Origin of the sequence: Citrobacter sp. Cb041, assembly GCF_030336655.1 — a bacterium.
Classification (GTDB): Bacteria; Pseudomonadota; Gammaproteobacteria; order Enterobacterales; family Enterobacteriaceae; genus Citrobacter; species Citrobacter braakii.
On sequence record NZ_JAOWDD010000038.1, the window covers coordinates 106230 to 120242 of the forward strand.

The window sequence follows — 14013 nt, forward strand, 5'->3', positions numbered from 1 at the left end:
GATGAATACCACCCAACTTACGGCGCTGTGCCAACGTCATCAGGGAATATTACTGGATGCAGACAATGAAGTGGTGCACATCGCCGTCGTGGACGCTCCGTCCCACGAATTGCTGGACGCACTGCATTTTGCCACCACACGACGTATCGACATCGTCTGTTGGACGCGTCAGCAAATGGAAGGCCACACGCATACGCCACAGAAAATGCTTCCGGCAGTGGTCACGAAAAGCAGCGCCAGCGCAGCAGATTTGCTGAATCAGACGTTTCAATCCGCTCTGGTGCAACGAGCTTCTGATATTCATTTTGAGCCAGCGGAAAATCACTATCGCATCAGATTACGTGTGGATGGCGTACTGCATGCTTTACCGGACGTCACGACCGAGATGGGTATCGCCATCACTGCCAGACTAAAAGTTTTAGGCAGTCTGGATATTGCCGAGCACCGACTTGCGCAAGACGGCCAGTTTACCGTTGAGATTTCAGGAGAGCCGGTCTCGTTTCGCATCGCCACCCTGCCCTGTCGCTTTGGCGAAAAAGTGGTGCTACGGCTACTGCATCAGGTCGATCAAGCGCTGGAAATCACCGCGCTGGGAATGCAGGACGCGCAGCTGGCAGCATTTTCACAAGCGTTGCAGCAGCCTCAGGGGCTGATTCTGGTCACCGGACCGACCGGAAGCGGTAAAACGGTCACGCTGTACAGTGCGCTGCAGACCCGAAACACTCCGGACGTTAACCTCTGTAGCGTGGAAGATCCAGTCGAGATCCCGATCGCAGGTCTTAACCAAACACAAATTCATCCACGTGCCGGTCTCACTTTTCAGGGAGTATTGCGCGCGCTGCTGCGTCAGGATCCCGACATTATCATGGTGGGTGAAATCCGTGATGGCGAAACGGCTGAAATAGCCCTTAAAGCCGCACAAACCGGTCATCTGGTTCTATCAACACTGCATACCAATTCCACCACAGAAACACTAATACGCTTGCAGCAAATGGGGGTTGCACGCTGGATGATCGCCTCCGCGCTGACGCTCGTTATTGCGCAGCGGTTGGTGAGAAAATTGTGTCCCCATTGCCGACAACGTCTGGAAACGCCGATCATGCTCCCGGAAGCGATCTGGCCTACGCCACTGCCTCGTTGGAAGGCTCCGGGCTGCCAACATTGCTATCACGGATTTTATGGCCGTACGGCATTGTTTGAAGTTCTCCCCGTTACACCTGCATTGCGCCAGAGCATCGCCAACGGTACGTCCGTAGACGGAGTGGAATCGAATGCTCAGCAACTGGGGATGAGCACGCTTTTCGAAAATGGTTGCAAGGCCGTCGAACAAGGGTTAACAACATTTGAAGAGTTGGTACGCGTACTGGGCATGCCCCATGTCAGCTAAACTGCTTTGGCGCTGGCAAGGTATTAGCAACGAAGGTAATCCACTGGAAGGCGTACTTTGGGCCGATACCCGCCCCTCATTGATGCTTGCTCTCGAGCAACGGCATATTACGCCGCTGCGCATTAATCGTATGCGTGTCAAAGCCTCACAATGGAGCCGTGAAAAAAGCGCTGAAACCATACATCAACTGGCGACGTTGCTGAAAGCAGGGCTAACACTCTCGGCAAGTTTAGCTTTGTTGGCTGAACAGCATCCCAGCAGCCAATGGCAAGCGCTACTGCGCACGCTGGCTCACGATATGGAACAGGGTATTTCTCTCTCCACCTCGCTATCTCAGTGGCAACACGTTTTTCCGCCTCTTTATCAGGCAATGATCCGTACCGGAGAGCTTACGGGTAAGCTGGACGACTGCTGCTTTGAACTCGCTCGCCAGCAGAAGAATCAACAGCAACTGGCGGATAAAGTTAAAAAAGCCCTACGCTATCCGATATTCATCATCACGATGGCAGTGATGGTGGTATTCGCGATGCTGCAGTTTGTACTCCCTGAGTTTGCCGCCATTTACCAGACGTTTAACACCCCGCTACCGGCACTCACTCAGTGGATTATTGCCATCGCGCATTTTAGCAGCCAATGGGGATGGCTGGCGGGAGCATTCATCCTGGTAGCGGGTGCGGCATATCACCTGATGAAGCAGAAGCCATACTGGCTCACTCTGCGCCAGAAATTGCTGCTCGGCTTCCCGGTCATAGGGCCGATGGTGAGAGGGCAAAAGCTCACGCAGATCTTCACTGTTCTGGCGTTAACGCAAAATGCAGGTATTCCTTTTCTGCAAGGCCTTGAGAGCGTCACTGAAACGTTGGCCAACCCTTTCTGGTCGCAACGCTTAGCGCAGGTACATCACGACATCAGCGCCGGAAAACCGGTCTGGTTAGCACTCAAAAATTGCGGTGAATTCAGCCCATTGTGCATACAGTTGGTCAGAACAGGTGAGGCTTCCGGCTCGCTGGATGTAATGCTGCGTAATCTCGCCTATCACCACGGCGAGAAAACATTGTCTCAGGCAGAGAATCTGGCTGCACTACTCGAGCCTGCGTTACTGGTCATTACGGGGCTGATAATCGGTACGCTGGTCGTTGCGATGTATTTGCCGATTTTTCATTTAGGAGATGCGATGAGCGGGGGGGGATAAATTCAAATGCCGGATGGCGCACAGCTTATCCGGCATGTCATAGTACTACCTGTTCTTACAGGCTATTGAAAACGCGGTTTTCTTGTTCCTGTACACGAATAAACGTTGTACGTTTGGTCAGTTCTTTCAGGCGAGATGCACCGACATAGGTACAGGCAGAACGCAGGCCACCAAGGATATCGCGTGCAGTGTTATCAACCGGGCCACGCAGAGGCAACTTAACGGTTTTACCTTCCGCAGCGCGGTATTGTGCAACACCACCGACGTGACGCGTCATGGCTGATTCAGAGCTCATGCCGTAGAACAGCATGAATTTCTCACCGTTCTCTTCAACAATTTTTCCGCCGCTTTCTTCATGACCGGCCAACATACCGCCGAGCATAACGAAGTCCGCGCCACCGCCGAACGCTTTTGCCACGTCACCCGGCATTGTGCAGCCGCCGTCACTGACAATCATGCCGCCCAGACCGTGAGCTGCATCGGCACATTCAATAACCGCAGAAAGCTGTGGGTAGCCAACGCCGGTTTTTACACGTGTGGTACATACAGACCCCGGGCCAATGCCGACTTTAACAATGTCCGCGCCGGAAAGTACCAGCTCTTCACACATTTCTCCAGTAACCACATTGCCCGCACAAATTGTTTTTGTCGGCCATGCTTCACGCGCTTTCGACACAAACTGAACAAAATGCTCTGAGTAGCCATTTGCCACATCAATGCAGATAAAGTTCAGCGCCGGGTTGAGCGCCAGAATCTGTTTGGTTTTTTCGAAATCGGCATCAGAGGTACCGGTTGAAACCATTACATGTTTGAGCACATCAGCAGAGCTCTCTGCGATGAAAGCAGCCCAGTCTTCAACAGAATAGTGTTTGTGTACCGCAGTCAGGATGTCGAAGGATGCCAGCGCCGTTGCCATGGCAAACGTCCCGACAGTGTCCATGTTCGCGGCAATAATCGGTACGCCGGACCAGGTCTGACCTGAGTGCTTAAAGGTAAATTGACGTTCCAGCTCAACATCGGAACGGCTTTTGAGAGTAGAACGCTTAGGGCGGATAAGAACGTCTTTGAAACCTAACTTCAGATCTTCTTCGATACGCATGTGCGGATTCCTGGGGTTAATGGCGAAAAATCGAAACTCACAACTCCAGTGACGCTATCATACGCACTAATCAATGCCGCGCAAGACTGCGAAATTCTCTTTTTTTACGCTACAATCCCATAAATTTACCTGGCGAATAGTAGGTTAATCCTGCAGCAGCCTCGCCGTCGCACGCTTAACTTTTAACTGTTTGATAATCAAACTTAAACTCCAGGATCTGCATCTATGAGGTATACGGTAGCCTTAACCGGCGGCATTGGCAGTGGTAAAAGTACCGTTGCAAATGCGTTCGCTGACCTCGGAATAAACGTCATTGATGCAGATATTATTGCGCGCCAGGTGGTTGAACCCGGTACCCCAGCCCTTAAGGCGATCGAAGAACATTTTGGTACCGAAGTTATAGCTGCCGACGGATCGTTGCAGCGACGCATTTTACGCGAACGCATTTTTTCCAGTCCTGAGGAGAAAAGCTGGCTGAATGCCCTGCTCCATCCGCTTATTCAGCAGGAAACGCAGCGCCAGTTTCAGCAAGCAACCTCCCCTTATCTGTTGTGGGTTGTACCTTTGCTGGTGGAAAATTCGCTGTATAAAAAAGCCAACCGCGTACTCGTGGTGGATGTTACCCCCGAGACACAGCTCAGACGCACTATGCAGCGCGATGACGTCACGCGTGAGCATGTTGAACAAATTCTTGCTGCCCAGGCAACGCGCGAAGCGCGTCTGGCCGTGGCAGACGATGTTATTGATAATAATGGCGCACCGGAGGCCATCGCCTCGGATGTCGCCCGCCTGCACGCGCTCTATTTGCAATGCGCGTTGCAGTTTGTCTCACAGGAAAAACCGTAATGCACACCCAGGTCCTTTTTGAACACCCTCTCAATGAGAAGATGCGTACATGGCTGCGCATTGAGTTTTTAATCCAACAGCTCTCCGTTAATGTACCCATAGCGGACCATGCAGGCGCACTGCATTTTTTCCGCAACATCGGAGACTTACTGGATGTCTTTGAACGCGGCGAAGTCCGTACCGAACTCCTCAAAGAGCTGGAAAGACAACAGCGTAAACTCCAGGCCTGGGTTGAAGTTCCCGGCGTCGATCAAAACAGGATCGACGCATTGCGCCAGCAGTTAAAAAGCGCGGGCAGCATTCTGATTTCGGCTCCGCGTATTGGACAGACGCTGCGCGAAGATCGTCTGATTGGCCTTGTACGTCAGCGTTTAAGCATTCCAGGCGGATGCTGCAGTTTCGATCTGCCGACCCTGCATATTTGGTTACATCTACCGCAGTCGCATCGCGACGCGCAGGTTGAAACATGGCTTGCAAGTCTGAATCCGCTCAATCAGGCACTGTCCCTGGTGCTGGATTTAATTCGCAACTCTGCGCCATTCCGTAAGCAAACCAGCTTGAATGGTTTTTATCAGGACAACGGCGAAGATGCCGATCTGCTTCGCTTGCAGCTGCCGCTTGATTCGCAGCTTTATCCGCAAATTTCTGGTCATAAGAGCCGCTTTGCCATTCGCTTTATGCCGCTGGATAGCGAGAATGGCCAGGTGCCTGAGCGTCTCGATTTTGATCTGGCGTGCTGTTAAGGAGTCAACATGTCTGAACAAACCATCGTCAACTGCCCAACCTGCGGCAAACCCGTAGTGTGGGGTGAAGTCAGCCCGTTTCGCCCATTCTGCAGCAAGCGCTGCCAGTTAATCGATCTGGGTGAGTGGGCCGCAGAAGAGAAACGTATCCCAAGCTCTGGTGATCTGTCGGAAAACGACGACTGGAGTGAAGAGCAGAAGTAATTCAGCTAAAACGTAGGGCGGGCAAGCGTAGCGACCCCGCCCTAATTTGCCGGATGGTGGGGTTGCCTAATCCGGCCTAGGAACACCTTTATCCAGCAATCAGCTTTTCAATTACCGGCGCATTCGCAGGCGGAAAATCTTCTGCATTCAGAGCATCTTGCGCAATCCACTGCGCCGGTTGCCCCTCTTTCCCCCACGGTTCGCCTTCCCAGCTTTCAACCAGCCAGAACCACAGAGTGATATGCCGGTCCGGAAACTGGTACTCCAGCTTTTCGAACAGTGAGCTTTGAGTCGGCGTAATGCCTACTTCTTCCTGTAACTCGCGAATCAGCGCCTGCTCCGGCGTTTCGCCTGCTTCAATTTTCCCGCCGGGGAACTCCAGCTTATTTGCCATGTGGGCATCAGCCGCACGCTGGGTTATAAAAATTTCATGGTGCTGGTTGCGAATAATCCCGACGGCGATCTGCAGTATTTTCATCTTTATAGTCCATAAAAAAGGCGCAGAATTCTGCGCCTTTTCAGTAAGTTATTTTCTTAGCTCAGACGGCCATGGCACTGTTTGTACTTTTTCCCGGAACCGCAAGGACACGGATCGTTACGACCCACTTTACGATCGCCAGTTTGTGCTGCCAGCTCTTCTGCCGCGGCAGAATCGTCACCTTTATGGCTCAACTGCTGCATCTGCGCTAAACGTTCAGCGTCTTCACGACGTTGCTGCTCCATCGCTTCTACTTCTTCAGGCATACGTACCTGAACTTTGCTCAGGGTACTGATCACTTCGTACTTCAGTGATTCCAGCATTGATGCAAACATAGAGAAGGATTCACGCTTGTATTCCTGCTTCGGATCTTTTTGCGCATAACCACGCAGGTGGATACCCTGACGCAGGTAATCCATCGCCGCAAGGTGCTCTTTCCACAGAGAATCGAGAGTTTGCAGCATCACGCCTTTTTCGAAGTGACGCATCATCTCCGCGCCCACAACTTCTTCTTTACGCTGATAAACTTCGATGGCGTTTGCCAGAATACGTTCGCGCAGCGTTTCCTCATGCAGCTCAGGCTCTTTATCCAGCCACTCTGAAATAGGCATTTCCAGATCGAAGTCGTTTTTCAGACGTTCCTGCAGACCCGGGATATCCCACATTTCTTCCAGAGACTGCGGCGGAATATAGGCATCAATCGTCGCTTTGAAGACATCCTCACGGATGCTATTAATGGTTTCGCTAACGTCAGTTACGTCCAGCAGTTCGTTACGCTGGGTGTAGATTGCGCGACGCTGGTCATTGGCAACGTCATCATATTCCAGCAGTTGCTTACGAATATCGAAGTTGCGGCTTTCTACTTTACGCTGTGCGTTTGCAATCGCTTTAGTCACCCACGGGTGTTCAATCGCTTCACCAGGCTTCATGCCCAGTTTACGCATCATGCCGGACACGCGGTCAGAAGCAAAAATACGCATCAGCGCATCTTCCATCGACAGATAGAAACGAGAAGACCCTGCATCCCCCTGACGACCAGAACGACCACGCAGCTGGTTATCTATACGACGAGATTCGTGACGCTCGGTACCGATAATATGTAAACCGCCTGCAGCTAACACCGCATCATGGCGTACCTGCCACTCAGCTTTTATCTGCGCGATTTGTTCTGGAGTCGGGTCTTCCAGCTCGGCAATTTCCGCCTGCCAGCTACCACCCAGCACGATATCGGTACCACGACCCGCCATGTTTGTCGCGATAGTCACGGCGGACGGGTAACCCGCCTGGGCGACGATTGCGGCTTCGTTGGCGTGGAACTTGGCGTTCAGAACGTTGTGTTTGATACCCGCCTTGTTCAGCTCATTAGAAACCACTTCCGATTTTTCAATAGAGATAGTACCAACCAGCACCGGCTGGCCATTTGCGGTACGCTCTTTAATATCTTCAATGATCGCCTGAATTTTTTCCGCTTCAGTCATGTACACCAGATCCGGTAAATCCTTACGGATCATCGGGCGGTTGGTCGGCACAACCACGGTATCCAGTTTGTAAATGGAGCTGAATTCAAAGGCTTCAGTATCTGCTGTACCGGTCATACCGGCCAGTTTTTCGTACAAACGGAAGTAGTTCTGGAAGGTAATAGATGCCAGCGTCTGGTTCTCGTTTTGGATATCTACGCCTTCTTTGGCTTCAACAGCCTGGTGCAGACCATCGGACCAGCGGCGGCCCTGCATGGTACGACCGGTGTGTTCGTCGACGATGATAACTTCGCCGTCTTTCACGATATAGTCAACGTCGCGGGTAAACAGCACGTGCGCGCGCAGTGCAGCAGTCACGTGGTGCATCAGCATAATGTTGCCCGGAGAGTACAGCGACTCGCCCTCATCCATAATGCCTTCGTTAACCAACAGCTCTTCAATCAGTACCAGACCACGTTCGGTCAGGTTGACCTGGCGCGCTTTCTCATCAACAGAGAAGTGGCCTTCCCCCTGGAACGTGTCGGAATCGTCCTTCTCCTGACGAATCAGGTGCGGGATGATTTTATTCACTTTTTTATACATTTCCGAGCTGTCTTCAGCCGGACCGGAAATGATCAGCGGCGTACGCGCTTCATCGATCAGGATGGAGTCGACTTCATCGACCAGCGCATAATGCAGTTTACGCTGAACGCGCTCTTCCGGACTAAACGCCATGTTGTCGCGCAGGTAGTCAAAGCCGTATTCGTTGTTGGTACCGTAAGTAATATCGGCATTGTAGGCTTCACGCTTGGCTGGCGCAGGCAGGCCAGACATGTTGATACCCACGGTCATGCCGAGGAATTCAAACAGCGGGCGGTTATTTTCGGCGTCACGCTGAGCCAGGTAGTCGTTCACGGTAACCACGTGTACACCTTTCCCGCTTAAGGCGTTGAGGTAGGCTGGCAGCGTTGCGGTCAGGGTTTTACCTTCACCGGTACGCATTTCCGCGATGCAGCGATCGTTAAGCACCATACCACCCAGCAGCTGTACGTCGAAATGACGCATGCCGAACACACGCTTACTCGCTTCGCGGACCACCGCGAACGCTTCCGGGATCAGGCTTTCAACGCTGGCGCCTTTTTCCAGACGGGCGCGGAATTCAGCGGTCTTCGCTTTCAGTTCATCATCGGAGAGTTTTTCCATCTCCGGTTCCATTGCATTGATGACATTGACCACTTTACGCATACGACGCAGCGTACGCTCGTTACGGCTACCGAATACTTTTGTTAATAATTTGATTAGCATAATAAAATCTCAAACGCCCCGCGATGCGGAGTCAAAAATTATAAGTTGGAAGGTTCTTTTTTAGCTGAGGCGTTGAGGGCCAGCACGGATACCCTGCAGCTGGCTGATCCAGACCGGAACGCTAAATGCGGCCTGAGAGGTAAAATGGGCATATGTCACGCGACTCACGGTCGCGGGCGGTCTGCCTTCTTGCGTCAGCATCGCGCTGAGCGTATTCAGTAACGCAAGATGGTGCGCCTGGATTGGCAACGGCTCTTCGGCAACAGGCAGCGCCTGAGGAGCCATAGCAAAAGAAAGATGGCGAATGACCGTACGAATGGCATGCTGATGCCAGTAGTCAACGGTAAAATTCGGGCGGCGATTGGTCGCCTCCAGCAAAGCAAGCTGGCTAAAGTTAACTTTGGCAGATTGATCGTGATTGCTGGCGGTCGCCTTCGCGGGAGTATTAGGTTCAGCAGCATTACCGAGCGCAGGCAGGCCAAAACTAGCCGCGACCATCCCCAACAGGAGATGCGGCCAGAAGTACCGTCTGCCTAACTGTCGCCAACGCGTCAGTATTCCACTCACGTTATTGCCACCTGATATACCCTGCGTTTGGGGTTACAAATGCAAAACCATTTTTTTGCGCATAAATATTACCATTAAAGCGTACGCTCCACAGCAGTAATGACAGCAAGTCGCGGGTAAATATGCTTAAGAAAGCAGCGATCGAACGGTGTTTTAATCTGTCGGTGGGGAAAAAGTCGCTTCAGATAAGGTGGTTTTGCAATCGGAAGATAAAAAAACGACTGGCTCACCTGGCCGGAGAGAGTGCCAGATTTACCAGTCGAATTTATGCGACAGCGTATGTCGTTATGCCAGTACAGTCGAAGGTGCTTTGAACGCCAACGGCAGTTCTGCATCGTCCTGGAAGGTCACATATTCCCAGGCTTCCTGTTTTGCCAGGACTGCCTGCAATAGTTTGTTATTCAGTGCATGACCGGATTTATACGCGGTGAATGCACCAATAATGTTGTGACCACACATGAACAAGTCACCAATCGCGTCGAGCATTTTGTGACGAACGAATTCGTCTTCAAAACGCAGGCCGTCTTCGTTCAATACGCGATAATCGTCAACAACGATGGCACAATCGAAGCTGCCGCCCAGGCACAGGCCGCGGGACTGCAGATATTCGATATCACGCATGAAGCCGAAAGTACGCGCGCGGCTGATCTGGCGCATGAACGCATCCGCAGAGAAGTTCATCGCGTAGCGCTGCGTACTGGAGTCGATCGCCGGATGGTTAAAGTCGATGGTGAAATCCAACGTAAAACCATTATACGGCTTAAACTCAGCCCACTTATCGCCATCTTCGACACGAACGGTCTCTTTGATGCGAACAAATTTTTTGGCGCTGCTCAGTTCTTCAATACCTGCATCAAGCAGCAGGTAAACGAACGGAGCGGCACTGCCATCCATAATCGGGATTTCCGGGGCGTTAACTTCAATAACGATGTTATCGATACCTAAGCCCGCCAGAGCAGCATTAAGGTGCTCTACGGTTGAAATCCGCACATCATGCTCATTGACCAGACACGTACAGAGCATGGTATCACGCACAGATTTGGCATCGGCCGGGAAATCTACCGGAGGATTCAAGTCGGTGCGACGATAGATGACCCCGGTGTTGGCCGGCGCAGGGCGTAATGTCAGGGTGACTTTTTTGCCGGTATGCAAACCGACGCCAGTCGCCTGAACGATACGTTTAAGAGTCCTTTGTTTGATCATCGTATAATCTCGCCAAATTACCTATCCAACCGAAGTGTACTATACATTCGGTGGGCCAGTTTAGCACAAAGAGCCACAATTCCCAAATTCCAGCTAATTCTTAATCAGCTTGCTTACGCAGGAATGCAGGGATATCCAGATAATCCGGCTCTTTCGTGGTTTGCGGCGTATTGTCGTTAACCACTTTCGCTACCGGTTTCTGCTCTTGCGTCAACGGCGCCATACCGTGCTGCTGGTAACGATCCATTACCGGCTGCTGTACCTGTTTGTTGGTCACCAGAGTGATTTCAGGACGCTTGTCCATACCAATTCCAGTCGCAACAACGGTCACGCGCAGTTCGTCGTTCATATCCGGGTCCAGAGAGGTACCGATAACCACAGTTGCGTTATCCGATGCAAAGGCACGAATCGTGTTACCCACGGTTTCGAACTCATCCAGACGCAGGTCGAAGCCCGCAGTAATGTTAACCAGCACGCCGCGTGCGCCGGACAGATCGATATCTTCCAGCAGCGGAGAAGAGATAGCCATTTCAGCCGCTTCTTCTGCACGGTCTTCACCGCTCGCCACGCCAGAACCCATCATCGCGTAGCCCATTTCGGACATCACGGTGCGCACGTCTGCAAAGTCGACGTTCATCAGGCCTGGACGAGTAATCAGTTCAGCGATACCCTGGACTGCGCCTTTCAGCACGTCGTTCGCTGCGCCAAATGCATCCAGCAGGGAGATACCACGGCCCAGTACTTTCAGCAGCTTGTCGTTCGGGATAGTGATCAGAGAGTCCACGTGTTTGGACAGCTCGGTGATACCCTGCTCCGCGAATGCCATACGCTTCTTGCCTTCAAAGTTGAAAGGCTTAGTCACGACAGCAACGGTCAGGATACCTAAATCTTTTGCGACTTCAGCTACCACTGGCGCTGCACCGGTACCGGTACCGCCGCCCATGCCAGCTGCGATAAACACCATGTCTGCGCCGTCAAGCGCTGCGCGCAGAGCTTCGCGATCTTCGTCTGCCGCATTACGACCGACTTCCGGGTTTGCACCCGCGCCCAGACCTTTGGTGATGCCGCTACCAATCTGAATGGTCTGTCCAACCGCCGTTTTACGCAACGCCTGAGCGTCGGTATTCACCGCGAAGAATTCAACACCTTCGATGCGCTCACGCACCATGTGTTCAACGGCATTACCGCCGCCGCCACCGACGCCGATGACTTTAATCACCGCGTCGTTGGTTAGTTCCATAGGTTCAAACATAGTTTCTCTCTCCGTTTTACACTTCATCCTTCAAGCCGCCTCGTTGTTGGCTGCCTTCACTCACTCCCGTGACATAGTAAACTATGCTCCAGGAGATTCGCTCAGTTGCCGCCGCGATGCAACTTGAATGACTTTGTGTAGTGCCTGTCGCCTGAGACCGTTAATTTGCGTCGGTCTCTTTAAAAATTAAAACTCTTTACGTAACCAGCTATTCAGTCGCTTGATCCACGATCCGACCGAGGCAGTTACGCGCTTTTCTACTTCAGCCTCACCACTTAAATGGGATTCTTTCCCGTAGTGCAGCAGCCCTACCGCCGTTGAATAATACGGCTCTTGGGCATAATCCGTCAGACCGGTAATATTCAGCGGTGCGCCAATACGTACTTGTGTATGGAACACACGCTGTGCGCAGGCCGCAAGACCTTCAATTTGCGCAGCGCCGCCGGTTAACACAATCCCCGCCGCCAGATGATGTTTCACACCCTGCTGGCGAAGCTGTTCTTGTAATTGCAAAATTTCTTCGTTGACCAGGTTGAGCAGCTCGGTATAACGCGGCTCAATGACCTCTGCCAGAGTCTGACGTTGCAGGCTACGCGGCGGACGACCACCAACGCTTGGCACTTCAACGCTCTCGTCTTTACCCACGATGGAACCCAGTGCGCAGCCATGACGCACTTTGATGGCTTCAGCATCGCTCGGCGGCGTACCAAAGGCATACGCGATATCGCTGGTCACGACATTCCCTGCATAAGGGATAACTTTAGTGTGGCGCAACGCCCCGCCAGTATAAACGGCGATGTCCATTGTACCACCACCAATATCCACCACGCAGACACCCAGTTCACGTTCATCTTCCGTCAATACGGAATAACTGGCTGCCAACCCGGCAAAAATCAGTTGGTCAACTTTCAGACCACAACGTTCAACGGCTTTGACAATATTCTTCGCCATGTCGTTGTGGCAGGTAATAAGATGGACTTTTGCCTGCATACGCACACCGGAAAGACCGACCGGATTTTTGATACCTTCCTGGTAGTCGATGGCGTATTCCTGCGGGATGACGTGCAGAACACGATGTTCATCGCGAACGCGTACGGATTTTGCCGTATGTACCACGTTTTCCACATCTTCCTGCGTCACTTCCTCTTCGGAAATGGGCACCATACCAATTTCATTCTGACAGCTAATATGTTTACCGGAAAGCGCCAGATACACTGAAGAGATCTGGCAATCTGCCATCAGTTCAGCCTGGTCAATGGCGCGCTGTACGCACTTCACCACTGACTCAAGGTCATTCACCCCGCCTTTATCCATACCTCGCGATGGGCAACTGCCCACGCCAATGATATTGACCATACCGTCGGGCAGAACTTCCCCTACTAAAGCGGCTACCTTCGCGGTGCCAATCTCCAGTCCAACTACCAGTTTTCTGTCCGTCGCCTTGATCATTGTTGTTCTGCCTGTGCCTGATTCTGTTGCTGATTAGATTCCTCAGGAGGCAAGGGAACCCAGCCTACTGCCGCTCCTGAGTCATAACGCAAATCAACGTAGCTAATCCGTTTGCCATCGGTTTGCGCCTGCTGCTGTAAAACCGGGTAGAGTTCCACAAAGCGAGCCAAACGTTTTATCGTATCGCCCCTGCCCAGATTCAGCTTAATATCGTTATTCAGCGTCAACTGCCAGGAACGACGAGCGGTCATTGCCGCTTCCTTCAGGGTGAATCTGTCCTTAGCCAGCACCTGCCCCATATCGCGGAACCCTTGCAGCACTTCACTTGCGCTGCCTTCCGGTCCGTACAACATAGGTAATACCTGCTTATTGGCCCGACCGGTTGGGACACTGAAGGTATTTCCTTCGGCATCCACCATATGTTGGTCATTCCAACGCGCTATTGGCACATATTCAACCAGATGAATCTTCAATTCATCAGGCCATTGCTTTCTGACGCTCGCCTGTTTGATCCAGGGGAGGCGTTCAATCTGACTCTGGATGATGTTCACATCCTGAGTCATAAATGTTCCCGGAGCGCCCAGCGCCAGGATGGACTGACGGATATCATCATTGCGCGTGTAATGCCGTTCACCGGTTAACACCAGTTTTGACAATGGCAGGCGCTGCGCATCTTCCATCCATCCCAACACTACCCAGCCGCTGACAAACACGGTGCACAGCACTGTCAGCAGGAACAGTATTCCTGCAAGACGCGTTCCATTATTGCGGCGTGAGGAGTTTACTTCTTCTTCATCACCGTTTCGCGTGTTCAGCGCAGCCTGCGACATA

General features: G+C 52.2%; 13 protein-coding genes. 5 read left to right on the plus strand and 8 right to left on the minus strand.

Annotation, left to right across the window (positions count from 1 at the left end; genetic code table 11):
- Position 1 precedes the first annotated feature (1 nt).
- The gene (gene gspE, locus OGV52_RS11915) at positions 2–1387 is read left to right on the plus strand and encodes a type II secretion system protein GspE (protein ID WP_047499859.1); all 1386 of its coding nucleotides are present in this window, start codon (positions 2–4) and stop codon (positions 1385–1387) included.
- Positions 1377–2579 carry a protein transport protein HofC gene (gene hofC / locus OGV52_RS11920; protein WP_181221204.1) on the plus strand — a complete coding sequence of 401 codons (1203 nt, stop codon included), beginning with the start codon at positions 1377–1379 and terminating at the stop codon, positions 2577–2579. Before gspE ends, hofC begins: the two co-directional genes overlap by 11 nt.
- Before the next feature lie 55 nt (positions 2580–2634).
- Here hofC and OGV52_RS11925 read toward each other — a convergent pair whose 3' ends face one another.
- Positions 2635–3678, minus strand: a complete 1044-nt coding sequence (locus OGV52_RS11925) for a GMP reductase (protein WP_003829510.1) — start codon at positions 3676–3678, stop codon at positions 2635–2637.
- Between the two features lie 225 nt (positions 3679–3903).
- Between OGV52_RS11925 and coaE the strand changes: the two genes are divergently transcribed.
- Genes coaE through yacG form a run of 3 tightly spaced genes read left to right on the plus strand, consistent with a single transcriptional unit; the run spans position 3904 to position 5471 of the window.
- Entirely contained in the window at positions 3904–4524 is a 621-nt protein-coding gene (coaE, locus tag OGV52_RS11930) for a dephospho-CoA kinase (RefSeq protein ID WP_016155692.1), read from the plus strand.
- Positions 4524–5267 (plus strand): cell division protein ZapD, encoded by a 744-nt coding sequence (gene zapD, locus OGV52_RS11935; protein WP_016151705.1) that lies wholly within the window; start codon positions 4524–4526, stop codon positions 5265–5267. Before coaE ends, zapD begins: the two co-directional genes overlap by 1 nt.
- Positions 5268–5276: 9 nt before the next feature.
- Complete coding sequence (gene yacG, locus OGV52_RS11940; protein WP_016151704.1) at positions 5277–5471, plus strand: DNA gyrase inhibitor YacG; 195 nt, start codon at positions 5277–5279, stop codon at positions 5469–5471.
- A gap of 88 nt (positions 5472–5559) precedes the next feature.
- Here yacG and mutT read toward each other — a convergent pair whose 3' ends face one another.
- The 7 genes from mutT to ftsQ all read right to left on the minus strand — a co-directional run bounded on the left by mutT (position 5560) and on the right by ftsQ (position 14012).
- Positions 5560–5949, minus strand: a complete 390-nt coding sequence (mutT, locus tag OGV52_RS11945) for an 8-oxo-dGTP diphosphatase MutT (RefSeq protein WP_046275370.1) — start codon at positions 5947–5949, stop codon at positions 5560–5562.
- Between the two features lie 56 nt (positions 5950–6005).
- Entirely contained in the window at positions 6006–8711 is a 2706-nt protein-coding gene (secA, locus tag OGV52_RS11950) for a preprotein translocase subunit SecA (RefSeq protein WP_016151702.1), read from the minus strand.
- 60 nt (positions 8712–8771) lie between these two features.
- A complete protein-coding gene (gene secM, locus OGV52_RS11955) occupies positions 8772–9278 on the minus strand; it encodes a secA translation cis-regulator SecM (RefSeq protein WP_029139762.1) in 507 nt (168 codons plus the stop codon).
- 285 nt (positions 9279–9563) lie between these two features.
- Positions 9564–10481: a UDP-3-O-acyl-N-acetylglucosamine deacetylase gene (gene lpxC, locus OGV52_RS11960; protein ID WP_006686706.1), complete on the minus strand. Its 918-nt coding sequence runs from the start codon at positions 10479–10481 to the stop codon at positions 9564–9566.
- 100 nt (positions 10482–10581) lie between these two features.
- The gene (gene ftsZ / locus OGV52_RS11965; RefSeq protein WP_003018753.1) at positions 10582–11733 is read right to left on the minus strand and encodes a cell division protein FtsZ; all 1152 of its coding nucleotides are present in this window, start codon (positions 11731–11733) and stop codon (positions 10582–10584) included.
- 186 nt (positions 11734–11919) lie between these two features.
- Positions 11920–13182, minus strand: coding sequence for a cell division protein FtsA (gene ftsA, locus OGV52_RS11970; RefSeq protein WP_003018755.1), 1263 nt, complete (start codon positions 13180–13182; stop codon positions 11920–11922).
- Positions 13179–14012 (minus strand): cell division protein FtsQ, encoded by an 834-nt coding sequence (gene ftsQ / locus OGV52_RS11975; RefSeq protein WP_003018758.1) that lies wholly within the window; start codon positions 14010–14012, stop codon positions 13179–13181. Before ftsQ ends, ftsA begins: the two co-directional genes overlap by 4 nt.
- Position 14013: the final 1 nt, after the last annotated feature.

Excerpts from the sequence above, each read along its gene's own strand:
- gspE (WP_047499859.1), top strand. The coding sequence starts at position 2 with ATGAATACCACCCAACTTACGGCGCTGTGCCAACGTCATCAGGGAATA.
- hofC (WP_181221204.1), top strand. The coding sequence starts at position 1,377 with ATGTCAGCTAAACTGCTTTGGCGCTGGCAAGGTATTAGCAACGAAGGT.
- OGV52_RS11925 (WP_003829510.1), bottom strand. The coding sequence starts at position 3,678 with ATGCGTATCGAAGAAGATCTGAAGTTAGGTTTCAAAGACGTTCTTATC.
- coaE (WP_016155692.1), top strand. The coding sequence starts at position 3,904 with ATGAGGTATACGGTAGCCTTAACCGGCGGCATTGGCAGTGGTAAAAGT.
- zapD (WP_016151705.1), top strand. The coding sequence starts at position 4,524 with ATGCACACCCAGGTCCTTTTTGAACACCCTCTCAATGAGAAGATGCGT.
- yacG (WP_016151704.1), top strand. The coding sequence starts at position 5,277 with ATGTCTGAACAAACCATCGTCAACTGCCCAACCTGCGGCAAACCCGTA.
- mutT (WP_046275370.1), bottom strand. The coding sequence starts at position 5,949 with ATGAAAATACTGCAGATCGCCGTCGGGATTATTCGCAACCAGCACCAT.
- secA (WP_016151702.1), bottom strand. The coding sequence starts at position 8,711 with ATGCTAATCAAATTATTAACAAAAGTATTCGGTAGCCGTAACGAGCGT.
- lpxC (WP_006686706.1), bottom strand. The coding sequence starts at position 10,481 with ATGATCAAACAAAGGACTCTTAAACGTATCGTTCAGGCGACTGGCGTC.
- ftsZ (WP_003018753.1), bottom strand. The coding sequence starts at position 11,733 with ATGTTTGAACCTATGGAACTAACCAACGACGCGGTGATTAAAGTCATC.
- ftsA (WP_003018755.1), bottom strand. The coding sequence starts at position 13,182 with ATGATCAAGGCGACGGACAGAAAACTGGTAGTTGGACTGGAGATTGGC.
- ftsQ (WP_003018758.1), bottom strand. The coding sequence starts at position 14,012 with ATGTCGCAGGCTGCGCTGAACACGCGAAACGGTGATGAAGAAGAAGTA.